The sequence below is a fragment of the Arthrobacter echini genome, assembly GCF_004803505.1.
In the GTDB taxonomy this organism is placed as follows: domain Bacteria; phylum Actinomycetota; class Actinomycetes; order Actinomycetales; family Micrococcaceae; genus Arthrobacter_D; species Arthrobacter_D echini.
Genome location: NZ_SSWH01000008.1, coordinates 32876 through 57912, shown reverse-complemented (window position 1 = coordinate 57912; position 25037 = coordinate 32876). Strand labels below are relative to the sequence as shown.

At 69.8% G+C, this 25037-nt stretch carries 22 protein-coding genes and 1 pseudogene; 12 read left to right on the top strand and 11 right to left on the bottom strand.

All coding sequences use genetic code 11. From position 1 onward, the window contains the following. Positions 1-52 precede the first annotated feature (52 nt). Positions 53-796 carry a pyrimidine reductase family protein gene (locus E8P82_RS15035; RefSeq protein WP_168796547.1) on the bottom strand — a complete coding sequence of 248 codons (744 nt, stop codon included), beginning with the start codon at positions 794-796 and terminating at the stop codon, positions 53-55. A gap of 584 nt (positions 797-1380) precedes the next feature. Between E8P82_RS15035 and E8P82_RS10135 the strand changes: the two genes are divergently transcribed. From E8P82_RS10135 to E8P82_RS10120, 4 genes and pseudogenes are all read left to right on the top strand, one after another. After that, on the top strand, positions 1381-2607 hold the full coding sequence (locus E8P82_RS10135; RefSeq protein WP_136454606.1) for a cysteine desulfurase family protein: 1227 nt from the start codon (positions 1381-1383) through the stop codon (positions 2605-2607). Continuing rightward, the gene (mnmA, locus tag E8P82_RS10130; RefSeq protein ID WP_136454604.1) at positions 2604-3746 is read left to right on the top strand and encodes a tRNA 2-thiouridine(34) synthase MnmA; all 1143 of its coding nucleotides are present in this window, start codon (positions 2604-2606) and stop codon (positions 3744-3746) included. Before E8P82_RS10135 ends, mnmA begins: the two co-directional genes overlap by 4 nt. 40 nt (positions 3747-3786) lie before the next feature. Continuing rightward, positions 3787-4152: pseudogene (locus E8P82_RS10125) on the top strand (chorismate mutase); the annotation flags it as partial. A 181-nt stretch (positions 4153-4333) separates the two neighbouring features. After that, on the top strand, positions 4334-5371 hold the full coding sequence (locus E8P82_RS10120) for a uroporphyrinogen decarboxylase/cobalamine-independent methonine synthase family protein (protein WP_136454602.1): 1038 nt from the start codon (positions 4334-4336) through the stop codon (positions 5369-5371). A gap of 36 nt (positions 5372-5407) precedes the next feature. Here E8P82_RS10120 and E8P82_RS10115 read toward each other — a convergent pair whose 3' ends face one another. The 7 genes from E8P82_RS10115 to E8P82_RS10085 all read right to left on the bottom strand — a co-directional run bounded on the left by E8P82_RS10115 (position 5408) and on the right by E8P82_RS10085 (position 12053). Next, positions 5408-6076, bottom strand: a complete 669-nt coding sequence (locus E8P82_RS10115) for a DUF4166 domain-containing protein (RefSeq protein WP_136454601.1) — start codon at positions 6074-6076, stop codon at positions 5408-5410. Continuing rightward, positions 6073-6465, bottom strand: a complete 393-nt coding sequence (locus tag E8P82_RS10110; RefSeq protein ID WP_246021226.1) for a phosphotransferase — start codon at positions 6463-6465, stop codon at positions 6073-6075. Before E8P82_RS10110 ends, E8P82_RS10115 begins: the two co-directional genes overlap by 4 nt. A 115-nt stretch (positions 6466-6580) precedes the next feature. After that, positions 6581-7873, bottom strand: coding sequence for a DUF58 domain-containing protein (locus tag E8P82_RS10105; RefSeq protein WP_136454598.1), 1293 nt, complete (start codon positions 7871-7873; stop codon positions 6581-6583). A 50-nt stretch (positions 7874-7923) separates the two neighbouring features. After that, on the bottom strand, positions 7924-8925 hold the full coding sequence (locus E8P82_RS10100; protein WP_136454596.1) for an AAA family ATPase: 1002 nt from the start codon (positions 8923-8925) through the stop codon (positions 7924-7926). Further along, complete coding sequence (locus E8P82_RS10095; protein ID WP_136454595.1) at positions 8922-10169, bottom strand: DUF4350 domain-containing protein; 1248 nt, start codon at positions 10167-10169, stop codon at positions 8922-8924. Before E8P82_RS10095 ends, E8P82_RS10100 begins: the two co-directional genes overlap by 4 nt. Then, a complete protein-coding gene (locus tag E8P82_RS10090) occupies positions 10166-10825 on the bottom strand; it encodes a DUF4129 domain-containing protein (protein WP_168796546.1) in 660 nt (219 codons plus the stop codon). Before E8P82_RS10090 ends, E8P82_RS10095 begins: the two co-directional genes overlap by 4 nt. 43 nt (positions 10826-10868) lie before the next feature. Further along, positions 10869-12053 carry a DUF7847 domain-containing protein gene (locus E8P82_RS10085; RefSeq protein ID WP_136454593.1) on the bottom strand — a complete coding sequence of 395 codons (1185 nt, stop codon included), beginning with the start codon at positions 12051-12053 and terminating at the stop codon, positions 10869-10871. Between the two features lie 183 nt (positions 12054-12236). Here E8P82_RS10085 and mtrA point away from each other — a divergent pair, with 183 nt between their 5' ends. The 7 genes from mtrA to secA all read left to right on the top strand — a co-directional run bounded on the left by mtrA (position 12237) and on the right by secA (position 22483). Continuing rightward, positions 12237-12914 carry an MtrAB system response regulator MtrA gene (gene mtrA, locus E8P82_RS10080; protein ID WP_136454591.1) on the top strand — a complete coding sequence of 226 codons (678 nt, stop codon included), beginning with the start codon at positions 12237-12239 and terminating at the stop codon, positions 12912-12914. Beyond that, the gene (gene mtrB, locus E8P82_RS10075) at positions 12886-14685 is read left to right on the top strand and encodes an MtrAB system histidine kinase MtrB (protein ID WP_246021217.1); all 1800 of its coding nucleotides are present in this window, start codon (positions 12886-12888) and stop codon (positions 14683-14685) included. The genes mtrA and mtrB overlap by 29 nt, the downstream gene beginning before the upstream one ends. Next, positions 14672-16429: an LpqB family beta-propeller domain-containing protein gene (locus E8P82_RS10070; protein WP_136454590.1), complete on the top strand. Its 1758-nt coding sequence runs from the start codon at positions 14672-14674 to the stop codon at positions 16427-16429. The genes mtrB and E8P82_RS10070 overlap by 14 nt, the downstream gene beginning before the upstream one ends. 62 nt (positions 16430-16491) lie before the next feature. Next, entirely contained in the window at positions 16492-17412 is a 921-nt protein-coding gene (locus tag E8P82_RS10065; RefSeq protein WP_246021213.1) for a ComF family protein, read from the top strand. 202 nt (positions 17413-17614) lie between these two features. Beyond that, entirely contained in the window at positions 17615-18343 is a 729-nt protein-coding gene (gene hpf, locus E8P82_RS10060) for a ribosome hibernation-promoting factor, HPF/YfiA family (protein WP_136454588.1), read from the top strand. A gap of 98 nt (positions 18344-18441) precedes the next feature. Further along, entirely contained in the window at positions 18442-19653 is a 1212-nt protein-coding gene (locus E8P82_RS10055; protein WP_136454586.1) for a winged helix-turn-helix domain-containing protein, read from the top strand. A 115-nt stretch (positions 19654-19768) separates the two neighbouring features. Further along, positions 19769-22483 (top strand): preprotein translocase subunit SecA, encoded by a 2715-nt coding sequence (secA, locus tag E8P82_RS10050; protein ID WP_136454585.1) that lies wholly within the window; start codon positions 19769-19771, stop codon positions 22481-22483. A 1-nt stretch (position 22484) separates the two neighbouring features. On the opposite strand, the gene E8P82_RS10045 is transcribed toward secA, so the two are convergent. Continuing rightward, a complete protein-coding gene (locus E8P82_RS10045; protein ID WP_136454583.1) occupies positions 22485-23051 on the bottom strand; it encodes an Rv3235 family protein in 567 nt (188 codons plus the stop codon). A gap of 43 nt (positions 23052-23094) precedes the next feature. Continuing rightward, positions 23095-23976, bottom strand: a complete 882-nt coding sequence (locus E8P82_RS10040) for a LysM peptidoglycan-binding domain-containing protein (RefSeq protein ID WP_136454581.1) — start codon at positions 23974-23976, stop codon at positions 23095-23097. Positions 23977-24123: 147 nt separating this feature from the next. On the opposite strand from E8P82_RS10040, the gene E8P82_RS10035 reads away from it, so the two are divergent. Next, positions 24124-24681, top strand: a complete 558-nt coding sequence (locus E8P82_RS10035; RefSeq protein WP_136454580.1) for a hypothetical protein — start codon at positions 24124-24126, stop codon at positions 24679-24681. A 13-nt stretch (positions 24682-24694) separates the two neighbouring features. Here E8P82_RS10035 and E8P82_RS10030 read toward each other — a convergent pair whose 3' ends face one another. Then, positions 24695-24922: a helix-turn-helix domain-containing protein gene (locus tag E8P82_RS10030; protein WP_136454578.1), complete on the bottom strand. Its 228-nt coding sequence runs from the start codon at positions 24920-24922 to the stop codon at positions 24695-24697. Between the last annotated feature and the right edge of the window lie 115 nt (positions 24923-25037).

Below are 25037 nucleotides of genomic sequence, written 5' to 3'. Positions count from 1 at the left end.
TGTGCAGCCGTCTCCCGGCGGGGTATCTGCTGCCGAGTTCAGTTGAAGATGTTCAGCGCCGGACGCGGTACAGCGTGTAGAGCGCGGAGTCCTCCGTGAGCAGCGACGCGAGCCTCAGCGGGATCGGCTGCCCCGGACCGTCGCCCATGGCGATCCGTGGTCCGTCACCGCCTGCCAGCAGGGGGCTGAGCGACAGGCACAGCTCGTCCACGGCTCCCGAGCGTTGAAAGGCGCCCAGGACGGAGGGACCGCCCTCGCAGAGGACCTTCAGCAGTCCGCGGCGGCCGAGTTCGGTGAGCACAGCGGAGGGATCGACGGTGTCCTCACCGCAGTCGACGACGTCGGCCACGGCTTCCAGGGCCCCACGCCTGTCCGCCGGTGCACTGCGGCTCGTGAGGATGAGCGGGCGGACGGGGGCGTTCGCGAAGAATCCGCCGGACGGGTCCAGGTCGAGGCTGCCCGAGATGAGCGCTATCGCAGGGTGGGCCTCCTGCCCGTTCCCTGTCCGCCAGGACTGCGCGTCCTCGTCCACGAGCGGCCCCTCGTAGCCTTCGGCGCGGACGGTTCCGGCCCCGACGAGCACCACGTCGGCGAGGCGTCGCACGACGGCGAAGATGCGTTTGTCGCCGTCGTTCCCGAGCCCTGCGGAGAGACCGCCGGTGGTGGCTGCGCCGTCGGCCGCGGAAATGAAGTTGAAGCGTACGTAGGGTCGGTCCATGGACGGGTACGCGTAGATGCTGTGTAGTGCGTCGTCGTCCACCACGGCCTCAGAGACGGGAATGAGGGCGGAGATCATGGGGCCGTCGATTCGCTCATATCGCCCATGGTATGGCGTTTGTATGAGAATTCCCGCCATGCGTGCGCTGCCCCGCGCGCTGCGCCTGGGAGCGGGCGCCTGGGAGCGGGCGCTGTGCGGGGTGGAGCTTCGCGTCGTTCCCGGTGGTCGGCGTCGGGCAGTGGGAGGGAGTGATCGTTCCCACCGGAGGGGCTTGGGGCGTGGGAGCGAAGGGCTGTGCCGAGCTTGGTACGGCGTCGTTCCCGGTGGTCGGCGTCGGGGGGTGGGAGTGAGCGCCCTGCGGGTTCGGGCACTGCGTCGTTCCCGTTGGAGGGGCCCGAGAAGTGGGAACGAGCACCGAGCGGCTTCGGGCACGGCGTCGTTCCCGCTGGAAGGACCTGAGGAGTGGGAGTGAGCGCCGAGCGGGGTCGAACATCGCGTGGTTCCCAGTGATCGGCGTCGAGGAGTGGGATTGCGTGACCGTTCCCACCAGGTGCGCTTGAGTAGTGGGAGCGAACGCGGTGCGGGGTGGAGCGTCGCGTCGTTCCCGGCGCACATCACCCAGCGAAATCGGTGCGACGGCGTGGCACCCGTAGAATCGACCCATGCCCGTGTATGTCGACCACGCGGCGACCACGCCGATCTCGGCGCCGGCGCTCGCCGCACTCACCCAGGAAATCAGCCGGGGCGGGAATCCGTCCTCCCTCCACGGCTCGGGCCGTCGTGCCCGCCGCTCGGTGGAGGACGCCCGGGAACGCGTTGCGGCTGCCGCAGGAGCCCACGCCTCGGAGGTCGTCTTCACCTCCGGCGGGACCGAGGCCGACAATCTCGCCGTCAAGGGCCTGTACTGGGCGCGGCGGTCCGCCGACGCACGGCACACCCGGATCATCTGCAGCACTGTCGAACATCACGCGGTGCAGGACGCCGTCGAATGGCTGGAGCGGCACGAGGGCGCCGAGGTGCTCTGGCTCCCCGTCGACGAGACAGGTCTCGTGTCCCTCGATGCACTCCGTGCGGCGCTCGCGGACGGCACCGACAGGACGGCGCTGGTAACGGTGATGTGGGCGAACAACGAGGTGGGAACAGTCCAGCCGATCGGTGAGATCGTGGCAGAAGCCGCCCGCTACGGTGTCCCGGTCCACAGTGACGCCGTGCAGGCCTTCGGTTCGATCCCGGTCTCCTTCGCGGACTCCGGGCTCGCGACGATGGCCGTCACCGCACACAAGATCGGCGGTCCGGTGGGGGTCGGCGCGCTGCTGGTGGGTCGTGGCGTCACCCTGACCCCCGTGCAGCACGGGGGAGGCCAGGAGCGCGATATCAGATCAGGTACCCTCGACAGCGCCGGTATCGCCGCCTTCGCCGCGGCCGCGGAGGACGCCGTCGCGCGCCTCGACGTCGAGGCACCGCGGGTCGCCGCGCTCCGCGACCGACTGATCGAGGGCGTCTGTCGCGAAGTACCGGAGGCGGTGCTGCGCGGGGTAGGACACCCGGCGGCCCGGTGGAGCAGGCTTCCCGGCAACGCGCACTTCACCTTCCCGGGGTGCGAGGGGGACTCCCTCCTGTTCCTCCTCGATCTGGCCGGCATCGAGTCCTCCACGGGCTCGGCCTGCTCCGCCGGGGTCCCGCGCCCGTCCCACGTGCTGCTGGCCATGGGCCTGAGCGAGGACGAGGCGCGCGGTGCCCAGCGCTTCAGTCTCGGACACACCTCCACGGACGACGACGTCGCCGCCGTGGTGGGCGCCATCGGCGAGGCGTATCGCCGCGCGCGTGCGGCCGGTATGGCCGGGCACGCTTCGACCATCCGGACGGCAGGAACGGGTTCTTCATCATGAGGGTACTGGCAGCGATGAGTGGCGGCGTCGATTCCGCCGTGGCGGCGGCACGTGCCGTGGACGCGGGGCACGACGTCGTCGGCGTGCACCTGGCGCTGTCCCGCATGCCCGGCACGCTGCGCACCGGCAGCCGGGGATGCTGCACCATCGAGGACTCCCGGGACGCCTGGCGCGCCTGCGACATCCTGGGCATTCCCTACTACGTGTGGGACTTCTCGGAGCGCTTCAAGGAGGATGTCGTCGACGACTTCATCGCCGAGTACGCAGCGGGGCGTACCCCCAATCCGTGCATGCGCTGCAACGAGCGCATCAAGTTCGCTGCGCTGCTGGAGAAGGCACTCGCGCTGGGCTTCGACGCCGTCTGCACCGGACACTACGCGACGGTCCTCAGGGACGCCGACGGCAATCCTGAGCTCCACCGGGCGGCGGACTGGGCGAAGGACCAGTCCTACGTGCTCGGGGTGCTCACGCACGAGCAGCTCGAGCACTCCATGTTCCCGCTGGCCGCGACGCCCTCGAAGGCCGAGGTCCGCGCCGAGGCCGAGCGCCGCGGACTCTCCGTCGCGAACAAGCCCGACAGCCATGACATCTGCTTCATCCCCGACGGCGACACGCGCGGCTGGCTCGAGGAGCGCATCGAGCTGACCGAGGGGGACGTCGTCGACGTCGACGGCGAGCGCATCGGCAGCCATCCCGGCGCGAACGCCTTCACGGTGGGGCAGCGACGCGGTCTCAAGCTCGGCACGCCTGCAGCGGATGGGAAGCCGCGCTTCGTGCTCGAGATCCGGCCCAAGCAGAACGAGGTGGTCGTGGGCCCGGAGCAGTTGCTCGCCATCGACGAGCTGCGCGGCATCAAGGTGTCCTGGGCAGGTGTGCCCATCAGCGAGGTGCGCTCGGGTGAGGAGTTCGACTGCACGGCCCAGGTGAGGGCGCACGGCGATCCCGTGGACGCCCGCGCGAGCGTCGAGGTGGACGACGACGGCGCGCAGCAGCTCGTGGTGCGCCTCGTGGAGCCGATGCGCGGTGTGGCGCCCGGGCAGACGGTGGTGCTCTACCAGGGCACGCGCGTCCTCGGCCAGGCCACCATCGATTCGGCGCGGTCCGCGCTCCGCCCCGATCCGGTGAGTGTGCAGGCATAGCAGTTCACGGACCGCAGTCGGCGTCTGCTTGACTGGTGGTATGACGCATCCACGCAGTGGTTTCGATCCGGCGGCATCCTCGCTCGCAGGGGACGTGGCACCCGAGGTGATGGCCGAACTGCTCTCGGTCAGGAGCTCGATCGACAACATCGACGCGATCCTCGTGCATCTGCTGGCGGAGCGGTTCAAGGCGACGCAGCGTGTGGGGCACCTGAAGGCCGAGCACGATCTGCCGGCGGGCGATCCGCAGCGGGAGGCCGCGCAGATCGCCCGGCTCAGGATGCTCGCCGAGGAAGCCCAGCTCGATCCTGCTTTCGCCGAGAAGTTCCTCAACTTCATCATCTCCGAGGTGATCCAGCATCACCGGGCGATCTCCGACAGCCGACGTCCCGCACCCGAGGCGGCCCAGGGACGCCCGGTCGTAGGGGAGAGCGCTGTGCCGGGGAGCACTGCGTCGGCGACTACGGTGCCGGAGAAGCTGCTGGCGGGGGGTGCCGCGCCGGGTATCGCTACTGACTGCGCGCCCGACGCCGAGAGTGCGCCCGCAGGCGACGCTGGTGCAGTCAACCGTGATGCAGGTGATGGTGATGCAGGTGCCTGACGACGAGCGCCGACCCGTCGTCGCCGCCACGGGTGCCGGCGACTGGCCGGGTACCGATCCGCTGGAGGCGCAGCGTGCCGTCCGCGGCGAGCTCGGTGGCGCGAATCTTCCCTTGCTCCCGGCACTTCCTGCCCGTGGACCGGGCAGCGACGCCGTCGGGCGCACCCTCGCGGTCCTCGCGGAGTTGCCTTTCGATCTGCAACCGCACGGCTGGCGACTGACACAGCGGCCCGGCAGGGACCAGCGGCGCGCGGAGTCCGCCCTGGCCTCCGACATCAACGCGCTCGGGGACATCGCCGGCGTCGAGGAGAGCCCGGCGTCGCGCCTGCTGCTCCACCTGCACGGTCCGCTCTCGCTGGCCGCCAACACCTATCTGCACGGGGGCGAGCGCGTTCTGCTCGATCACGGGGCCCGGCGGGAACTCTATGCTTCCCTGGCGGCAGGGGCAGCAGTCCTGGTGCAGCGCGTGGCCTCCGTGGCACGCGGGGCTCACGTCGTGGTGCGGTTCGACGAACCCGAGGCGAACGCCGTCCTCACCGGAGGTATCCCGACGGCGAGCGGGTACCGCACCCTGCGGGCGGTCGATCGTCGGGAGGCCACCGAGGCGTGGGACCTGGTCACGGCGGCTGTGGTCTCCGCAGGAGCGGTGGAAAGCGTGGTAGCGCCGGGGGAGGGCGAGGTGGCCTTCGAGGCAGCCCGCTCCAGTGCCGCGTCGGCACTGGTCCTGGAGCTGACCGGAATCTCCGACGGTCAGTGGGAGGCCCTCGCCGGGGACATCGAGGGCGAACGCGGCCTCTGGCTCTCCGTCCTCGACCCCCGGCGGCCGATCCCGCAGGTCAGATCCGTCGTGGAGCCCGTGCTTGCCGCCTGGCGCCGCGTGGGCCTGCCCGCCGCGGCGCTGTCCGCCCTGACGCTCACGACGCGCGCCGGTCTGGCCGAGTGCTCACCGGGGGACGCCGTGCGAATCCTCACGCGTATGGCGCAGGCCGCCGACGCCCTGGACCAGGTCCGCTCCGAGAGCTGAGGCTGACCCCTCAGGCAGGATCCGACGCGGACAGGGTCAGACGCGCGCTTCCCACCGGTCCGGGCGTGCGCCCTCGGGCAGGACGCCGTCGAACTCCTCGAGCGTGTAGTCGAAGCTCCCGGCGTACACGAGGAGGGTGCCGAGCTGGCGATGGACCACGCGGGTCGTGATCCTGAAGAGGCCGGTCGCGTCGTCCCACCACTGCTCCACGTAGGCGAGCGCGCCGACGACGTCGGGCAGGGGCAGCCTGAGTCCGGCGAAGATCCGGGTCTGCGAGGACACCATGCGGATACGGCCCTCACGCGTCGCCGTGCAGGTGAGCAGTGTGGCCATGCGCCGGTGCCGGCCCACGTAGTCGGTGAGGACGCCGTCCTGCAGCGACGTGGTGTCCTCGAAGATGCGAAGTGCTGTCCCGAAATCGAGTTCGCGCCGCGCGGTGAGGGACGGGCGACCGAACGGGTCCAGGTGCGGGTAGTTCCTGATGGTGAACGGGACATCGCTGTTGTACTCGGGGAAGAAGGCGTTCTCGAGCGCCGTGAGCCGAAAGGCGGGCCGCGCGAACCAGGCCGTACAGCCGGCGACGTCGAACACCCCGCGCCCGACACCGGCGAGCCCGCTCTCGGCGTGCAGCCCGAAGTATTCGCGCAGTTCGGGCTGGAGGCGCCCGAAGTCGCGACCCATGGCTTCCTGGTAGATCGAGATCATGCCGCCCGCTTCCGTCGCTCGGACAACCAGTCAATCACGATGCGGGCGGTGAATCTGCCGTGGGCCCGGAGGTGCGGACTGGTGGGAACCTCCGGTGAGCCACCGCTGACCACCATGTAGGCGGCGAGCAGGGCGAGCCAGCTGTCCACGGCGTCGTCCGGTACCCCGACCGACAGGGTGGAGCCCCGGAGCAGGGCGTCGGCGTCGAGCCCGTCATGGTGGGCATACGGCAGCAGAGCCACCCAGTCGGCCCAGGCCGGGCCCGTGGCGAGATAGTTCCAGTCGCAGATCCAGGCGCGACCGGACCGGCTGTCGAGGATGATGTTGTCGGGACGCAGATCGTTGTGCTGGACGCTGGATCCGGTCGGTAGCGCCGGTGCCTGCTCCACGCCGGCTGCACCGCGTCGGGTATGCCGCCGAGGACCTGCTCGACGACGCCACGCACCTCGTGCGGCAGACTCGTGTGGTCCGGACGGACAGCGGTGGAGGAGTAGTCGAAGCCCCTCACAACCGGCCCGCGGCCTTAAGCCGGATGTAGGCATCGGCGAGCCTGGGCGGCAGCTCCGCAGGCACTGCGTCCACGACCTCGGCGCCGAGGAGCCGGATCTGCGCCGTGATGGCGGCGCGGTCCAGTAGTGCGCGTTCGGCGGCGGCGGCACGGAAGGTGGCCGACGCCGTGGACCTGTCGGCACGCAGGTCCTCCAGCTGCGGATCGCGAACGGAGGCGACGACGACGACGTGGCGCTCGGTGAGGCTGGGAAGCGCCGGCAGCAGCCCCTCCTCCACGGCACCGGCGTCGAGCGCCGTCAGCAGGACCACCAGGGACCGGTGCGCGGAGGCTGCCCGTACCTGCGCGGCAACACGCGAGAAGTCCGCCTCGATCAGCTCCGGCTCCAGCGGGGCCATGGCGCTCACGAGGGACCCGAGCAGATTGCCCTTGGCCGTGGAGTCCACCCGTGCGCGGACCCGGCGGTCGAAGGCGAGGAAATGCACCTTGTCACCGCCGCGCTCCGCGAGCACCGACAGCAGCAGGGCGGCCTCGATGCCTGTGTCCAGCCGCGGCTCGTCGAGGATCCGGGCCGCGGAGGTGCGTGAGGTGTCGAGCACGACGACGACGTGCCGGTCCCGCTCCGGGCGCCACGTGCGCACCACGGTGTCGCGGCGGCGGGCGGTGGCACGCCAGTCGATGGACCTCACGTCGTCGCCGCGGACGTAGTCACGCAGGGAATCGAACTCGGTGCCGGCACCCCTGATCTGGACGGCGGAGCGCCCGTCGAGCTCGCGCAGTCTGCGCAGCTTCGAGGGCAGGTGACGCCTGGAGTTGAACGGGGGAAGCACCCTCAGCACGCCGGGTGCCTCCACGGTGAGCTGCCGCGCCGCGAGACCGAGCGGGCCGGCGCTGCGGACGGTGATGGTGTCCACGCGCAGGATGCCGCGGCGTACGGGGCGCAGGTGCACGCTCCGGCGGCGGGCCTCGCCGGCGGGCAGGTCGAGGGACTGCTCCGGGTCCTGCGCACCGGCGGAGGGCTGCCACGCCTCGCGGACGGTGGCGCGCATGCGCCGGGACGCGTCGTTGCGGAGCACGAGCGTGCTCGCGCTGTCCTCGCCCAGACGGACGCTCTCGGGCAGGGTGCGGCTGATGCCCAGGCGGCGCGGGGAGGCAGCGAGGGCCAGATCGAGCCCTGCCAGCACGGCCAGCAGCAGCGCCCAGAGCAGGATCGAGGTGGTACCCGGATACGCGATGACGGGCACGACGCCGAGCAGCGCCAGCAGGACGAGGCGGCCGGTGATGACCACGATGCTCCTTTCGGGTGCTGCCGTGGGTAGATGTGCGGTTCGGGGTGGGGTCAGCGTGGCACGGGGACGGTGGCGAGGATGCTGCCGAGCACGTCGTCGGCGTCGACGCCGTCCATCTGTGCTTCCGGCCTCAGTGCCACGCGGTGCCGCAGGGCGGGCAGGGTGAGGGCCTTGACGTCGTCGGGCGTCACGAAGGACCGCCCGGAGAGCCAGGCCCACGCACGCGCGGTGTTCAGCAGGGCCGTGGCGCCGCGCGGCGAGACACCGAGCTGGAAGGACGGTGAGGACCGTGTGGCGCGGACCAGGTCGACGATGTACGCGAGCACCTCCGGGGCGATGGACACACCTGCCACGGCAGCCCGGGCCTGCCCGAGATCCGCGGCGTCCGCCACGGCATGCACCCCCGCAGCCCGGAGATCACGGGGATCGAAGCCGACGCTGTGACGGCGGATCACCTCGATCTCGTCGTCGCGCCCGGGGAGCGGGAGGGTCAGTTTGAGGAGGAAGCGGTCGAGCTGGGCCTCGGGCAGGGGATAGGTGCCCTCGTACTCCACCGGGTTCTGCGTGGCTGCGACCATGAACGGCGATGGCAGGGGCCGGGAGACACCGTCCACGGAGACCTGTCTCTCCTCCATCGCCTCCAGCAGGGAGGCCTGCGTCTTCGGCGGGGTACGGTTGATCTCGTCCGCGAGCAGGATGTTCGTGAAGACGGGACCCTCCCTGAAGGTGAACTCCGAGGTCTTCGACTCGTAGATCAGCGAGCCCGTGATGTCACCGGGCATCAGATCGGGCGTGAACTGCACGCGCCCGGTCTCCAGCTCCAGAGCCGTGGCCAGCGTGCGTACGAGCAGGGTCTTGGCGACGCCCGGGACGCCCTCGAGCAGGACGTGACCGCCGGCGAGCAGGCCGATGAGCAGGCCCGTCACGGCGGCATCCTGGCCCACGATCGATTTGCCGACCTCTGCGCGTACCCGCAGGAGGGCGGCCCGTGCGGCGTCGCCGTCCGCGCTCGCCTGATCCGCTGCGTCCTGAATGCGGTCGGTGTGGTTCATGTCGAGGTGATCTCCTTCTCGAGGTCGAGCAGCTCCTGCGCCCAGGGTACGAGCTCGCGGTTCGTGGTCGGTGTGTTCTCCAGCAGGCGCTCCGCGAGCTCGGAGCGGGAGCGCCCACCCTGCCGCGCCGCAGCGTCGAGGATCTCGGGAGCGGTGGCCGAGCGGTCGAGCCGCAGGTGCCGGGCGAGGCGCACCAGGGTGGCCGCCCTGAGATTGGCGGCGGCATGGGCGACGGCGTCGGAGTCCTGGTACAGGCGCGCCCGCCCCTCGGCGGTCTCCGCTGCGTGGACCAGGACGGGCAGCGGCTCCGTGGCCAGGGGCCCCATCCTCCGCCCCCGCCAGATCATGGCGAGGATCCCGCAGACGAGGAGCCACACGAGCAGGACGTCGACCCAGCCGGGCAGCAGGGTCAGCGGATCGATGCCCTCGCCGACGGCGACGACGTCGGCCGCGGTGGGCTCGAACCAGACGAGCGTGGGGGACGAGCCCAGGCTCGCAAGGGCGAGGGCGGCGTTGCCCTCATCGGTGATCGACCGGTTGGCCAGGATGGTCGGCGCGCCGAGGACCGCTACTGCTCCGTCGGCACTCGTGACGTACAGGCCGCCGGAGAGGTCCTCGATGGTTTCCGGGAAGCAGGTGACGGGCCCGGAGTAGGCGGTGCCGGTCGCGGTGATGGTTCCGGCGGCCACGGCACCGGAGTCCTCGCACTGCGCGCTCGGGGGAGGTGCATCGCCGCCCGGGTCGAAGGGCAGTGGGCCGACCAGGTCGAACCCGCCCGGCAGAGCGCTCAACTGGCGCTCACCGGGTGCGGCCAGCACCGCGCGATCCGCCGCCGTCCCGAGTTCGGTGAGCTGCGTCGCGCTGAGGTACTGCTGCGGATCGTTCAGGAACAGTGTGGCCGGCCCCTCCCCGAGGAGCGCATCCGCCTCCTCGTAGGATGCGGGTCGCCGGATCTCGACACCCTGTGCAGCGAGGACCTCGGCCACGGCGCGCGCTCCCTCCGGCCCTGCGTTGCCGGGAGACAGGGGCGCGTCGTCGTCCCCGGTCCCGGACAGGAGCGTGAGCACCACGATGATCAGCAGGACCACCGCGCCCACCAGCAGCGGACGTGCCCGCCAGAGCCGGGAGCGCACCGTCGCCAGCGCACTCCTGCCGTCGCCCATGACCTCGCCCCCGCCGCGCGGCCCGGCCGCCGGGGTGCGGGCGGCCACCTGCGCGGCAGGGTGCCTGCTCCCGGTGGTCATCGCGGCGCCGCCGGTGTCGCGGGGGGTCCGGTGCGTGCCGGCTGCGCGGCGGAGAGCCGGGCCTCCAGGGCCGCCACCCGCTCGTACTGCGCGTGCGAGGCGGCGCCGCGCCCGTAACGGGTCTCGTTGAACAGCTCCGCGAGCCAGGAGATCTCGGCCGCTGCCGAGGGGAAGACCCCGCCGAGCTGCACCGCTGCCTCCGACGCCGTCCTGCCCGGCTGCTCGTCCAGCAGGACCCGTTCCTCCGCCGACCGGATGATGGCCCTCAGGAGTTCGGCAAGGGCGCCGTTCCAGTCGCCGTCCGCCGCGAGGACCGAGGACCGGTTCCGGTGGTCGGCCGCTGAGAGCCGTGCTCCGCCGTCGAACACCCCCTGTTCCCGGCGCGGGCCCCGTGCGGTGGAGCGCGGCCTGGTCAGGACGATGGCGAGGACGACGACGACTGCTGCTCCGAGAGCCAGGACGAGCGTTCCCGCTCCCGGCCCGAGGCCCCCGAGACCGTCGATGAACCGCCCGGCGGCGCGCAGGATGTCGGAGATGATCCGTTCGAGCAGATTCGGCCGGGCCTCCACGTAGACGGATTTCGAGAGCTCCTCCTCGAGTATCCGGCGCGCCTCGTCGGCATCGGGTACCGGGGAGACGAGAGCTGTGATGCTCACGTCCTTCCCGGCGCTGCGGTGGGTGGCTCCGCTCGGGCGACGGTCACATCGGGTCCTGCGGCTGGTGTCCGAACGAGGCCGTGCCACCCGGGATGACATCCGTCGGCGTGGCGCCCGCGCTCTCGTGCTCGCGCATCAGGACGACGTCGAACCCTTCCCTCCTGATGCGCAGATCGACATAGAGCAGCGCGGTCACACCTGCCTGGAACGCGTACCCGACCGCGGTGAAGAGGGCGGTGACGGCCTGCGTCGCGGCAAGGAGGGGAAGGGAGTCCAGCGCGTCCGGCGCGGCGCCCGGGTCGGAGGTGAAGCCGATCAGCAGGCCGACGGCGAACGTGAGCGGGGTGGCGATGACGGAGCTGATGACCGAGACGATCACGCTCATCAGCAGCACGATGCCGAAGGTCCGCCACCAGTTGCCGCGCGTCAGCACCCACGAGCGCTTGATGGACGTCCAGGGTCCGGTGCCCTCGAGCATCAGGGCGGCCGGCGCGACGACGAGCTTCATGCTCACCCAGACGAGGACCACGGTCGCGCCGAGCGTCAGGGGCACGATGATCAGCGCCGAATCGGTACCGAGCCCCGTGATCGCCAGGACGACGATCCCCACGAGCAGGAGCAGGCCGATACCGGTCGCTGCGAAGGTGAGCAGGCCGAAGCCGAGCAGCGGCAGCAGGCGCGGCCGGGACAGACGCCAGGCCTGGCCGAAGGAGGTCTTCTGGTTGACGATGGCGCGGGAGACCGGGATGACCAGGATTCCCTGCAGGAACAGCAGGGCCGCGGCGGAGACGATTCCCCAGACGGAGGTCACCGCACCCACGGTGGCCAGAGCACCGATGACGCTCTCGGTGCTCGGGTCGGCCGTATCGAGGACATCCAGGGAGGAACCGAGGCTGCCGAACAGCACGATGACGACGACGGCGACGATCGCCTCCAGGAGGATCGCGACCCCGAAGGTGGCCAGGGGATTCCTGCGGCAGGCCTGGAACGCGCCGTCGAGGAGCTCACCCAGACCCAGCGGTCGCAGGGGGATCACCCCGGGCTTCGGAGGTGCCTGGTACATCGGCGCGGGAGGGTAGACCGGAGAATTGAACCGTCCGGGTGCTCCGGATGCTCCGGGTGCTCCGGGTGCCGGTCCGGCGCCGCCCGGCGGCACCTGCTGGTTCCAGCCCTGGCCCGGAGCCTGCCAGGGCGAAGGAGCAGGCTGGCCGTTGTCCGGTTCACTCATGTGCATTCCCTCGGTCGATCGTGCGGGAGGCGGAGCACGCGTCCCCTCCTGCATCATAGGCGTGAGCCCCCGTCCCGGCAGCGGTGCCCTCCGGATCCCGGCGCGCCGGATGACTCGTGTGCCCCGTACCACCGCGCGCGGTGCTGTTGGGACTTTGCCCCGTCGATACGACACTATTGAGGCATGAAGGCGCGCATACTGGTCGTCGATGACGACGAAGCCCTGTCCGAGATGATCGGCATCGTTCTCCGCAACGACGGCTTCGACCCGGTGTTCTGTTCGGATGGCTCGGCTGCACTGGAGATCTTCCGTTCGAGCAACCCGGACATCGTCCTGCTCGACCTGATGCTGCCGGGGATGGACGGGATCGAGGTGTGTCGCCGCATCCGCGCCGAGTCCGACGTGCCGATCGTGATGCTGACGGCGAAGTCGGACACGTCCGACGTCGTCCGGGGTCTCGAATCGGGCGCGGACGACTACGTGCCCAAACCCTTCAAACCCGCCGAGCTCGTCGCCCGCGTGCGGGCACGGCTGCGGCCGACCGAGTCGAAGGCGCCCGAGACGGTGCGCATCAGGGATGTGAGCATCGACGTCGCCGGTCACGAGGTCACCCGTGCGGGAGAGCGGATCTCGCTCACGCCGCTGGAGTTCGACCTGCTGGTCGCCCTGGCCCGCGAACCCTGGAAGGTCTTCACCCGCGAGCTGCTCCTCGAACAGGTGTGGGGGTACCGGCATGCCGCCGATACCCGGCTCGTGAACGTCCATGTGCAGCGCCTGCGGTCGAAGATCGAGCGTGACCCCGAGGCGCCCGAGATCGTCCTGACGGTGCGTGGTGTCGGGTACCGGGCCGGTCAGGGCTGACCTGGACGGCGGCGCCGCGCCCTCGCAGGTCGCCGCACCACCACCGGCAGCTGCTCCGGGGGATGCTTCTGCTGCTGGTGGTGTTGCCGCGCGCGCCACGAGGCAGCGGATCGACGACGCCTCCGTGAGGCTGAAGCGGGTCCTGCGGAGGGTTGCGGCCCACTGGCGCCGGTCGTTGCAGTTCCGTACGGTCGTGGCCACGGTGCTGCTGACCTCGGCGGCGTCGGTCGCGGTGGGCGGGTTCCTGTCCACCCAGATCGCCGCGGCGCTCTACGACCAGCGCTTCGACCAGTTCAGCGCCGAGGCCACGGATCAGCTCACCGAGTACAAGGCCGTCTTCCGCGATTCCTCCGCGACCGATCGGGACACCATCAATCGCCTGGTGGTCGACTCCGTCACCGCCCTCGTCGGCAGCGACACGGACTCCCCGCGCCAGGCGATCCTCGCCCCGATCTCGGGCGAGGAGATCGTGATACCGACGACGTCCAGCCAGAACGGGGCGACGGCGGGCATGCTCCCGGCGGATCTGCAGGCGGCGGTGGCGGACGGCGAGGACATCTACTGGTCCCCGATCCTGATCCCGGTGACCGAGCGGGGTGAGATCGATGCCCCGGGCATCGCGTTCGGCACCCAGGTGGCACTTCCGCCGGAACAGACCCCGTACGCGCTCTACGTCTACTACGATCTGTCGACCATGCAGGAGACGCTGGACTACATCCAGCGGGTGCTGGGGATCTCCGGGTTGATCCTCCTGATGATGATCGCCGCGATCGCCTGGTACGTCACGCGCAGCGTGGTCCGTCCCGTGAGCTATGCGGCGTCGGTGTCCGAGAAGCTCGCGGCAGGGGAGCTGCAGGAGCGCATGGAGGTCAGCGGCGAGGACGAGGTGGCCCGTCTGGGTGTCTCGTTCAACCACATGGCAGGCAGCCTGCAGGACCAGATCAACCAGCTGGCGCAGCTGTCGCAGATGCAGCAGCGCTTCGTCTCGGACGTCTCCCACGAATTGAGGACGCCGCTGACCACGGTGCGGATGGCCGCAGAGGTACTGCACGACTCCCGGGAGGACTTCGATCCGATCAACAAGCGGTCCGCGGAGATCCTGTTCGACCAGGTCGAACGCTTCCAGGCCCTGCTCGCGGATCTCCTCGAGATCTCCCGGTTCGACGCCGGTGCGGCGACGCTGGAAGCGGAGTCCGTCGACATCGTGCAGCTCGTGCACCACGCCGTCGACGGCGCCCGGCCCCTGGCCGAACGCCTCGGCTCGGAGGTGAGGATCAGCTCCACCGAAGCGAGCTGCATCGTCGACGCCGATGCCCGGAGGATCGACAGGATCCTGCGCAATCTGATCGTCAATGCGCTCGAGCACGGCGAGGCGAAGCCCGTGGACATCATTGTCGATGCCAATTCTGAGGCTGTGGCGGTCGCCGTGCGGGACCACGGTATCGGCATGACCCCGGAGCAGGCCTCACGCGTGTTCGACCGATTCTGGCGGGCGGACACCGCCCGGGCCCGGACCACCGGTGGCAGCGGACTCGGACTGTCCATCGCCACCGAGGACGCCCGCCTGCACCGGGCCTGGCTGCAGGCATGGGGGATGCCGGGTGAGGGCTCGTGCTTCCGCCTGACCCTGCCGCGGAATCAGGGCATCGAGCTGACGTCCTCGCCCGTCGCCCTGCCGCCCGGCGCGAGGGCTTCATCGGTGGACGCCGAAGCGCCGATCGGGGCAGAACCTGCGATGCTCGGAGTGGGGGAGAACAGTGAAGCGCAGTAGCACGACGACGGCTGATCGGCGGGGCCCGGGTGACGGGAGGATCCCACCGCCCCGAAGGAGCGGTGTCATCGGTGTGCTGCTCGCCGCACTCCTCGTCCTGACGGGCTGCACCGCCATCCCGACGCAGGGTCCGGTGGGGGTCATCTCCGCCTCCGACGACGAGTCCGGCGACGTCGGACTGGTGTTCGATCCCCAAGGTCCGGCGCCCGGTGCGAGCCCGGCGCGGATCCTCCTGGATTTCATCACCGCCGGCACCGGCGCGAGCGATGGCTACAGTGTCGCCCGCCAGTATCTGACACCGGAGCTGCAGGAGACCTGGCGGCCCGAGGAGCGGATCGTGCTGTTCCGGTCGGATCCCCGCGTGGAGGAGCGGGAGGGTGAAGGGGTCTACCGGATCCAGCTCGAGACCACGGGAATCGTCGACGCCAGGGGAGTCCGGACCGACACCGTGGTTCCGGCGACGGAGGCCATGAGTGTCCGGCTCGTCCAGGTGGACGGCGAATGGCGGATCGACGACATCCCGGACGGGATCATGCTGGCCCAGAGCAGTGCGCAGGATCTGCTGCTCTCCCACAATCTCTCCTTCTACAGCAGCGACTACCGGTACTGGGTGCCCGACGCACGCTGGTTCGTCCGGCGCACGGGAGTGACCGCGCGGGTCGTGGCGGCCATGCTGGCAGGGCCTGCACCTTATCTCCAGGGATCCGTCACGAGTGCCTTCCCCGAGGGTGTGACCCTGGCCAGGGACTCGGTGCCCATCACCTCCGGGACGGCGACGGTGGAGCTTTCGCCGCAGGTCCTGGAGAACGCCACGAACCTGAGCCTGCAGCAGATGAACCAGCAACTCCAGGTGAATCTGCTGAACCTCAACGACGTCACCTCGGTCGAGATGACCACGGACCAGCCCATCGAGCTGGGACCGCCGGCACCGGATCTCGTGGTCCCCGAGCTCTCACCCGACGTGGGCACCGTGCAGGTCGCCGTCGCGGGGGGCGAACTGGTCGCCGTGCGCAACGGGGAGAGCGCCCCCATCGAGGATCTGCCGTCCGTGGCCTCCCTCGAACCGCGAGACCCGGCGACCGTCGTCTCGGGCGAGGCCTATGCCTTCGTGAACGTGACGCGGAAGGCCCTCTACATCGCGGTCCCGGGCAGTGAGGCACGCAGGATCGCCGTCGGCGATGCGTTCACGCAGCCGTCCTTCGACACCGAGAACTGGGTCTGGACCGCCAGGAACGCGGACGGCCGTGGCGAGGTCATCGCGATACCTCCCGGCGGGTCGGAGGAGGACGCCGCGGTGCTGACCGTCAGCTGGCTCGGCGAACGGGAGGTCAGGGAGCTGCGGATCTCCCGCGACGGAGCACGGGCGCTGGTGGTCACCGAGCGCGGTGATACCCCGGAGGTGCTCGTCAGCGGCATCACCCGATCCCCCGACGGCGTCCCCCAGACCCTGACGCCGCCGCTGAGTCTTCCCGTCGACGTCGACGTCGACACCGCGAAATGGGCGGGGCAGAGCACGATCGTCGCCTCCGCTCTCGGGGCGACGACGCGAGCGGAGCCCGTGGTGCTTCACCTGAACGGCGAGCGGGAGTCCATGGCCACGCTCGACGGCGTCCTGGGCATCAGTGCGGGTACGGACGCCGAGGACATGTTCTACGCGCAGGTCGACAGCACACTGTACCGGCGTATCGGCAACAGCTGGGTGGACGAGCAGATCGATGTCATCGACCCCGCGTTCCCGGGGTAGCTGTGTCCACATAGGCCTGCTGGGCGGGGGCGCGGACGAACGACCGATGCTGTGGTGGGAGAGTGGATCCCAGCGCTTCATCCCTGCGTCGCACCCTCGACGTCGTGTTCTTCAGTCGTCCCGTCCAGCGTCTGGCCAGGGCGGTCTCCGGCTTCTGCGCCCTGGTCCTGCCTGCCTCGTGCGTGGTGTGCGGCGCGTGGGACTCGTCCCTGTGTCCGGCATGCCTCGCCCGGTTCAGAAGGGATACCGCGCGGGCCTTCCGGGCCGAGGCAGGCGCTCTATCCCTGCCCGACGTGCGGCGGGCGCGGGATCCCCGTGGAGCAGGAGACCCGGCGGAGGTGAGCTTCGGGGCCCTGCCCGTCGTCGCCGCGGGCCGCTACGGACCCGTCGTGGCGGCAGTCCTGCTCGCCTACAAGAATCACGGGCATGTCGATCTCGCGGATCCTGCGGCCAGAGCACTGGCCGCAGCGCTGCACGCGGCTGCACGGGACGCCGTCGCGGAGAACGACGAGGTCCTCCTCGTTCCCGTGCCCACGCGGTCCTCCTCGCGCCGGCGTCGCGGCTACGACCCGGTGATGCTTCTGCTGTCGCACCTGCGGCGCAGCGCGGCGTTGCCGGCCGGTACGGAGCTCGGACCGCTCGTGCGGCATCGCCCGTTCGGGCGGCTCGCGTGGCTGCTGCGCAGTGGCGGACGGCTCTCCGCCCGCACCCTCCTGACGGCGTCCCTGCCCGGCAGAGGTGGTCAGAAAGGTCTGGGACGGCGGCAGCGCAGGGCCAGTGTGCTGCACTCGATGGACACGACACGGCGGGGCCGGGACGTCCTGGCCGGACGGAACTGCATCGTCGTCGACGACGTCCTCACAACAGGCGCGACCATCTCGGAGGTGCACCGCGTCCTGGTGGCGAACGGCGCACGGGTGCTCGGTGCCGTCGTGATCGCGGCGACCGCCCCTCCCGAGGGACGCGCCCGCGGGCCCGGGTGAGGCCGGCGTGAAATGCGTCGATGCCCGCTGTGGATCACCAGCGACATCCTGCGGTGGTCATGGGTCGAATATGGGTGAATAAAAGACCCGGGTGAACTACGGTGAGGCATGGGTACAACCTCAGAAACGACGCGTACCCGTCGGCGGCGGCTCAGCACACCGCGCGGTCGCCGTTGTGTCACCTAGCGATGTGGAGGGCACCATGGAGTTCGAGATCAATGGCCGGAACCTTGCAGTATCGGATCGTTTCCGTGAGTACGCGACGGAGAAGATCGACAAGATAGAGCAGCTCGGCGACAAGGTGCAGCGCGTCGAGGCGAAGATCACCAAGGAACCCAATGCCCGCATGGCGGAGACCTCGCTCACGGTCGAACTGACCGTCATCTGCAGAGGTCCGATCGTCCGGGCCGAGGCGTCGGCGTCGGACAAGTTCGCCGCCTTCGATCTCGCCTACGCCAAGCTCCTCGAGCGCCTGCGTCGGGCTCGGGACCGCCGGAAGGTCCATCACGGGCGCCATACCCCGCTCGCCGTCCGCGCAGCGACGGCCGGTCTCGAGCCGGCCGATCCCACCCAGCCGATCTACCTGGAGACCCAGGCTTCGGCGCAGGGATCGGACGAGGCGGCCGCCCGGGTCGAGGACAGTGATCCGTACTCCTCCCCGGACGACGTCCCAGCCGGCGACTCACCCGTGCTCATCCGGCGGAAGGTCTTCTCCGGGACCCCCATGACACTCGACGACGCCGTCGACAACATGGAACTCGTGGGCCACGACTTCTACCTCTTCGTCGACTCCGACACGGGAGCCGCCTCGGTGGTCTACCGGAGGCAGGGGTGGACCTACGGAGTGATCACGCTCGATTCCGAGGGTCCGGCGGCATCGGATCAGGAGGAGCTCCTGGCCTACCGTGCCGAGCAGGAGGCCAACGCCTAGCAGCAGCCCTGCGGCCGGACCTCCGGCTGGACGAGCATCCAACGATCCACGGGACTGCCCCCGCGCCCGGGCGCGGGGGCAGTCCCGTGCAGGAGACCATGCCGAATCTCACCACCGCCCAGGCCCGGCGTACTCTTCTGGCCGCCCAGGGGCTGCACCTGCCGAGAGCGGAGTCCGCTCCGACCCGCCGCAGGATCACCACCGTCCTCCAGCGGTTGCAGCTTCTTCAGCTCGACTCCGTGAACGTCCTGACCCGCTCCCACTACCTGCCCGTGTTCTCCCGGCTCGGCGCGTACGATCCCGCGCTCCTGGACGGACTGTCGTCGCGGGCACCGAGGAGGCTCGTGGAGTACTGGGCGCACGAGGCGTCCCTGGTGCTGCCCGAACTGTTCCCGTACCTGCGCGCCTGGCAACGACGCACCTGGATGGGTGCGGGGAACCTGCCGGACGAGCAGCGCAGGGCCCTGGAATCCGGAGTCCTCGAGCTCCTCGGCCGTGCCGGTCCCCTGACGGCTTCGGCCACCCAGCGCCTCCTCGGGGCGGAGCCCGATCGTCCTGCCGAGGGCTGGGGCTGGCGCTGGACGGGTGTGAAGCGCGTGCTGGAGGACCTCTTCGCGCGTGGTGTGATCGGTTCAGCGGGGCGCACCGCCCAGTTCGAGCGCCGCTACGCGCCCATCTCCGCGGTCCTGCCCGACCCCGCACTCGCCACCCAGGAGGTCGGCGGGACGGATGCACTGATGGTGCTGGCGGAGCGGGCCGCCAGGGCGCTCGGCGTCGGTCCTGCCCGCTCCATCGCGGACTACTTCAGGACGCCGGTACGGCAGACGCGCGAGGCGCTGGAGCTCCTCGTGGTCTCCGGTGCGCTCGAGAAGGTGAGCGTGGACCGGGGGGCCGAGCCCTGGTACCTGCATCCTGCGGCCACTGTTCCGCGGCAGGCGCGGGGGAGGGCTCTTGTGAGCCCCTTCGACTCGCTCGTCTTCGACCGGGACCGGCTCCAGCGCCTCTTCGGGGTCCACTACCGCATCGAGATCTACACCCCTGCTGCGCACCGGGTCCACGGCTACTACGTGCTGCCCTTCCTCCTCGGTGACGCCGTCGCCGCAAGGGTGGATCTCAAGGCGGACCGCACAGCGGGGCGGCTGGTCGTGCGCAGCAGCCATGCCGAACCGGGAGCGCCGACCTCCACGGCGGCCGAACTCGCGCACGAGCTACGCCTCCTGGCGGGCTGGCTGCAGCTGGACGACGTCGTCGTCGAGGACCGCGGCGAGCTGGCCCCCGCCCTCGCCCCGGAGGTGGGCAGGCTAACCTGAGCCGAGGGGGATCCCCCGGCGCTTGCCGGCAACCGGGAACCGACGAGCGGATCCGGTCGTCCAAGTAGACTAGACACGCCATCCTCGGGCAGCAGCAGATTGGGAGCAGAGACCAGTGCCATCACTTCTTGAACGAGTACTTCGGACCGGCGATAAGAAGACACTGAAACGACTCCGGAACTATGCCGACGCGATCAACGTCCTCGAGGACGAATTCCGCGAGATGTCCGACGCAGAGCTGCGCGGTGAGACCGACCGTCTCAAGAAGCGGCTCGCCGACGGCGCCTCGCTGGACGATCTGCTCCCCGAAGCCTTCGCCGCCGTGCGGGAGGCCTCGAGCAGAACCCTGGGCCTGCGCCACTTCGACGTCCAGCTGATGGGCGGTGCAGCCCTGCACCTGGGCAACATCGCGGAGATGAAGACCGGCGAGGGAAAGACGCTGGTCGCCACGGCTCCCGCCTACCTGAACGCACTCAGCGGCAAGGGCGTTCACGTCATCACCGTCAATGACTACCTGGCCGAGTACCAGTCCGACCTCATGGGCCGTGTCTACCGCTTCCTCGGGCTCACCAGCGGCTGCATCCTCTCCAAGCAGGATCCGGCGACGCGCCGTGAACAGTACGCGGCCGACATCACCTACGGGACGAACAACGAGTTCGGCTTCGACTACCTGCGCGACAACATGGCCTGGACCTCCGCGGAACTGGTGCAGCGCGGCCACAATTTCGCCGTCGTCGACGAGGTCGACTCGATCCTCATCGACGAGGCCAGGACCCCGCTGATCATCAGCGGGCAGGCCTCGGGCGACGTCAACCGCTGGTACAACGAGTTCGCCAAGGTGGTGCAGAAGCTCTCCGTCGACGTCGACTACGAGGTGGACGAGAAGAAGCGCACCGTGGGTGTGCTCGAGGACGGGATCGAGAAGGTCGAGGACTACCTCGGCATCCACAATCTCTACGAGTCCGCGAACACCCCCCTGATCGGGTTCCTGAACAACGCGATCAAGGCCAAGGAACTGTTCAAGAAGGACAAGGACTACGTGGTGCTCAACGGCGAGGTCATGATCGTCGACGAGCACACCGGCCGCATCCTCGCCGGCCGCCGCTACAACGAGGGCATGCACCAGGCCATCGAGGCGAAGGAGGGGGTGGAGATCAAGGCCGAGAACCAGACCCTCGCCACGATCACCCTCCAGAACTACTTCCGCCTCTACGACAAACTCTCGGGCATGACCGGCACCGCCGAGACCGAAGCGGCGGAATTCATGTCCACCTACAAGATCGGCGTCGTGCCCATCCCGACGAACCGGGAGCTGATCCGCAAGGACCTCTCCGACCTCATCTACAAGAACGAGGTCGCCAAGTTCGACGCGGTGGTCAAGGACATCCTCGAGCACAGCGAGACGGGGCAACCCGTCCTGGTCGGCACGACCAGCGTCGAGAAGAGCGAATACCTCTCGAAGCAGCTCGCCAAGGCAGGCGTGCGCCATGAGGTCCTCAACGCGAAGAACAACGCGCGTGAGGCCGCCATCGTCGCCCAGGCCGGGCGAAAGGGTGCCATCACCGTGGCGACGAACATGGCCGGTCGAGGCACCGACATCATGCTCGGCGGCAATGCGGAGTTCAACGCCGTCGCCGCTCTCGAGAAGCTGGGCCTCGATCCGGAGCGGGACGCAGAAGTGTACGAGGCCAGATGGCCCGGAGCGCTGGAGGCGGCGAAGGAGGCCGTGAAGGCCGAGCAGCAGGAGGTCCGCGACCTCGGCGGCCTCTACGTCCTCGGGACCGAACGCCACGAATCACGACGGATCGACAACCAGCTGCGGGGTCGTTCCGGACGGCAGGGGGATCCGGGACGTTCCCGGTTCTACCTCTCGCTCACCGACGACCTGATGCGCCTGTTCAACTCCGGCGGGGCGGAGCGCATCATGAACAGCTCCACGATGCCCGACGACGTGGCCCTCGAGTCGAAGCTGGTCTCGAAGGCCATCGAGAACGCCCAGGGCCAGGTCGAGGGCCGCAATGCCGAGCAGCGCAAGAACGTCCTGAAGTACGACGACGTGCTGAACCGGCAGCGCGAGGCGATCTACGGTGATCGCCGCCGCATTCTCGAAGGCGGCGATCTCCAGGAGAAGATCGGGTTCTTCCTCGAGGACGTGATCACCGCCATGGTCGACGAGGCAACGGCGCAGGGTCACGGCGACGACTGGGACTACGACCTCCTGTGGTCGAACCTGAAGACCCTCTACCCGATCTCCATCACCTCGGCCGAGGTGATCGAGGAGGCCGGCGGGAAATCACGGCTCACCAGGGACTTCCTGCACACCGAGATCCTCTCCGACGCCAGACTCGCCTATCGGGCCCGGGAGGAAGCACTCGGGGAGCAGTCGATGCGCGAACTCGAACGGCGCGTCGTCCTGTCGGTCATCGGGCGCAAGTGGCAGGAGCACCTCTACGAGATGGACTATCTGAAGGAGGGGATCGGGCTGCGCGCGATGGCGCAGCGTGATCCCCTCGTCGAGTACCAGCGTGAGGGCTTCATCCTCTTCCAGGCCATGATGGAATCGATCCGCGAGGAGAGCATCGGGTACCTGTTCAACCTGGAGGTGGAGGTCGCCGCACCGGTGCAGACAGGGCTGCCGGGTGTCACCGACGGGCGGAATCTGGTGCAGGCACCGTCGATCAGGGCCGCCGGGCTCGACGCTCCGGCCAAGCCCGCCACCCTGAACTTCATCGCGCCCAACGCGCAGGGTGAGGCCGAGGTGCAGGTGGAGCGGGCCGAGGGCAGGCCGGCTCCCGCGCCGACCAGGGCCCGGAGGGCCAGGAGGAAGTAGCTCAGCCGATCTCCAGGGCGGTGATCCGCCACGTCCCGCGCCGTCGCTCTATCCGAAGAGCGATGGCGCGGACCCGTTTCTGGTCGAATGCCACCACGGCAGCCTCGTAGGCTTCGGCGCTGACCTGGCAGACGCGCACCGAGCGGATCACGATGTGGCGTGGAGTACTCACCCGGGCCGACCCTCCAAGGGCGACGGGAGGGTGGATGCAGCGGACCAGATTCGTCCGCAACTGCAGGCGCTCGTAGTTCTCGGGGTCGAGCCACCGTGCCAACTGCTGGAGAGGTCGGGTACCCGCGAGTACTTCGAGGGCACCCTGGGCCACCGACCGTGCGATGCCGGCCATGCGCCGGACGTCCTCCGCATCGGTTACCAGGGGCGCCGGCGAAGTACCGGTGACCGTCGCCGTGCTGTACTCATCCGTCTCCTTCGGCGGTCGCAGCTCGCTCACCGATGCCGGGCCCCCGGACACCTGGTGCCGTGGCGAGGGAAGCACGGGGCGCGGAGCTCCGCTTGCCTCGGCGAGCTGGTCGGTGCTGGTCTGGCGGAGCTGGGTGATGCCTGACATGCGGGTTCCTCTCGGGGGTGAGCAAGTTCCTGCGACGACGGGACTAGGAGGGCTCGCTGAGGACCTGACCCGGCAGCAGGAGGCACGGATCAGGACCGATGATCGAGCTGTTCGCCTCGTACCAGGACGGCCAGGTGGCCGCTACGTCGGCGTCGGTGGCGAGCGGCCCGAGCCGGGCGGCGACGATGGACCACAGCGAATCGCCCGGCGCGACCACGACGTCCGTGGCTCCCAGTGGGTTCCGTGTCTCGGCGCGCACCAGTGGTCCGCCGTCGGCCGGTACGGGTGACGGCGCCCAGCCTGCGCCGGATGGCGGCGTCGCGGGCGTGGGCTGCGCCGCCGGTGCCGGAGCCGGTGTGCGCTCCGGTGCCTGTGCTGGAGTCGGTGTCGGTCCAGCGGGTGCTGGGAGGTCCGTCGTCACCGCGCCCTCGGGCTCCCAGTAGGGCGATCCGGCGGTGTCCGGCGCTCCGCTGACGGTCGGGGGTTCCGATCGGGTGGTGGCCCGCAGCGATACCGCGGTGCCGGACTCCATCGCCGGGAGGAGCACGGCGACACTGGTCATCCCGTTGGTGCCGCTTACACCGGCATGATCCGGTGCGGCCTGCGCCACGGCGGGCACGGCGAGGACGTTCGCTCCGAGGAGGGCGACGGCGAGACGCCGCATCAGCACGGGCGTCCAGCGCACGGCCCAGGCCGGCGCCGGTCCCGGGCCCCGCCTCCCCAGCACCTCGATGACGATCGCGCTCAGCAGGGCCAGGAACCACAGTCCGACGACGGTCAGGCCCACCAGAGAGAGGCCGACGGCGAGGACAGTCTCCACGCCGGACGCTGCCGAGCGCACTTCGAGCGAGTACCCCGCCGCGAGCATCACCGCGCCGCACCCGAGGATCAGGCCTGCCTGCACTGCATCCGCATTCTTGTTCATCGGCGTCCCTCTCGGTCCACAGAAGCCTTTGAGAGCTTTTGATTCAGTTTGATGCAGTTTGACTGCGTTTGTCCAGAGGGCTATCCGAAACCACGTACCGGTCACCGTGTCGTTGACCGGTCCACGGGTGGTGCCTATCGTGGGCTCATGCGCTGGGATGCCCTGTTCGACGACCTGGAATCGCAACTCGCGTCGGCGACGAGCGCGCAGCAGGAGAGCGAGATCCGGGAGCGTACCCGGGCCGAGCAGTCGCGTCAGACACTCGTCCACCGCCTGAGCGGACACCGTGGCGGAGACGTGGGTCTGGTCACCCGAGGGGGCAGGTCTCTCACCGGGACGCTGACGACCGTCGGGGCGGCATGGATCGCGGTCCTCGCAGAGGGTCGGTCGGTCCTGGTGCCGCTGTCGTCCCTGAGCAGTCTGCGGGGACTGGGCAGGAGCGTCGGTCCTCCGCTGAGCGGAGTCGGAGCCCGGCTGGGGCTGGGCTCTGCGCTACGCGCCCTGTCGCGCGACAGGGCGCAGGTCGCCGTGTGGCTGGTGACGCCGTCGGCACGCTACACAGGGGTCATCGACCGCGTCGGTGCGGACTTCCTCGACCTGGGTCTTTTCTCCTCCGGGGATGAGAGGTCGGTGAGGGATCGTGATGTCGTGACAGTGCCCTTCCCGGCCGTCGACACCATCGATTCCGCGGGTTCGAGCGGGTGAGGAGGAGACCTGCTCAGCCGACCGGTGGGCTGCCGGCGTCGTTGCGCAGACCCGACGCCGTCTTCTCGTAGGCCCTGGCAATGTACTCCTCGAGCACACGCGTCTCCACCCGCCACTGACCGCGCCCGCCCACCTGGATGGCCGGCAATTCGCCGGAGCGTACGAGCGCGTAGGTCTGCGACGAGCTGATGTTGAGCACCTCGCCCACGTCGGCGAGAGTGAGAAAGCGTCGCTCGACCATCACCCCGCCCTTCCTGCCGGTTCCGTCACGCCATCAGTCTGCCACTGTCGACCCCCATCGCCGCGGATTTCCACAGTTCGGTCCTATGCGGGCTCGGGAGGTTCCCATCGGGGCC